The sequence below is a fragment of the Pseudozobellia sp. WGM2 genome (assembly GCF_017810075.1).
Classification (GTDB): domain Bacteria; phylum Bacteroidota; class Bacteroidia; order Flavobacteriales; family Flavobacteriaceae; genus JADNYK01.
The window spans coordinates 1-1,379 of sequence record NZ_JADNYK010000025.1 but is presented as its reverse complement, the minus strand read 5'-3'; the positions used below and the strand labels follow the sequence as shown (position 1 = coordinate 1,379).

The window sequence follows — 1,379 nt, the reverse complement described above, 5'->3', positions numbered from 1 at the left end:
TGTTGTTAGTCTAAATAGGAAGAATTCTACATTTTTCACACCTCTGAACTGCGCCCTAAATGCTTTTATCTTGGCATTGAAAGATTCTGCCGAAGCGTTTGTACTACGATTTACAAAATAGTTGAGTATCGATCTATAATTGTGGGTTATCGTGTTTACAATGGTATTGAAGGCCTTAAACCCGGACCCCTCCACTTTTCTGAACCAGTGGGCCAGTTTTGTATAGGCGGTTTCCATTGAAGTGGCGGTATTGAATATGTTCCTCAGTCCCTTCACCAAATCGTAAGCGGCCTTGATGTCGGGATAATGGACAAACAATATTTTGCTTCTTTCGGATTGGTTTTCCGTCCAGTTGTCGGGGGATTTGTAGAGCAGGTACCTACTACGGGCCAATAGCTGCTTTCTAGTGTCGCCGTTATCGAAAGTCTCCGGCACGAACGGTTCCTTTGAGCCCCTTGCCTGTTTGATGGCCTCGTTCTCCAGGTCCAGGGCGTCCCATCTGTGTTTGATCCGGATATCCTGAAGGGCCTCCAGTGCCAGTTTCTGTACATGGAAGCGATCGGTGACCTGCAAGGCCTTCGGGAAGCATTTTTTGGCGATCGTTTTCATGGAATTGGCCATGTCCAGGGTGATTTCCTTGACCTTTTTCCTTTCCTTTAGGGGTATCCTTAGCAGTTGTTCCATTATAGGCTCCGCCTTGGTACCCGAGAATATCCCGACGATAGCGCCCTTTTTTCCCTTGGCCTTTTTGTTGGTGATAATCGTATAGAGCTCCCCTTTGGACAGTGCCGTTTCGTCAATGGACAGGTAGGGTCCCATATTTTTGGGAAAGATGAGCCACTCTTTGGCATGGGGCTTTTGCTTCCAGTCCTTGAAATCGCTCAGGTAATCCCGGTACTGTCGTTGTAGTTTCTTTCCCTCCACCCCGTAGAAATGGCCTATGGTGCGGCAGTCCGAAGCCTTAGTATCGACCAAGTACTTTTAAAAAAGCAGCGAACTCCACTGTCATACGAGTTCCCTGTGCCACCAGGTCCCAATCCCTTTGCACTATTCCGTTGGTACGCTTATCGAGCCAACGGCGACGCTTGATGTGGAGCTGGACCGGCTTTCCCCGTAACGGAAAGTCCTGGACGACGATCTGTTTATGGAAACCATGGGCTATTAAAATGCGATGTTTTTCTTCTTTAGGGGCGTCCTTCTTTTCCTCGAAATATAGATGGAGCGTACCATCTTCCGTTGTATGGGAGGCAAGGTCAAAGTGGGTTATTAATAGTTCCGGCAATATAAGCTTCAATAGGTCCGTAGATAATTCCAAGGTCGGTCGTTTTTACGCAAAGATCGGACTCCTATATCAATCCGCACACAACTTTTGAGATTGA

General features: G+C 47.3%; 2 protein-coding genes. Both read right to left on the bottom strand.

The window, feature by feature from the left end; genetic code table 11:
- The coding region (locus IV512_RS19620; RefSeq protein ID WP_209406441.1) for a transposase at positions 1-975 on the bottom strand (975 nt) is incomplete at its 3' end.
- Entirely contained in the window at positions 962-1,315 is a 354-nt protein-coding gene (locus IV512_RS19615; protein WP_209406440.1) for a transposase, read from the bottom strand. The genes IV512_RS19615 and IV512_RS19620, both read right to left, overlap by 14 nt.
- Between the last annotated feature and the right edge of the window lie 64 nt (positions 1,316-1,379).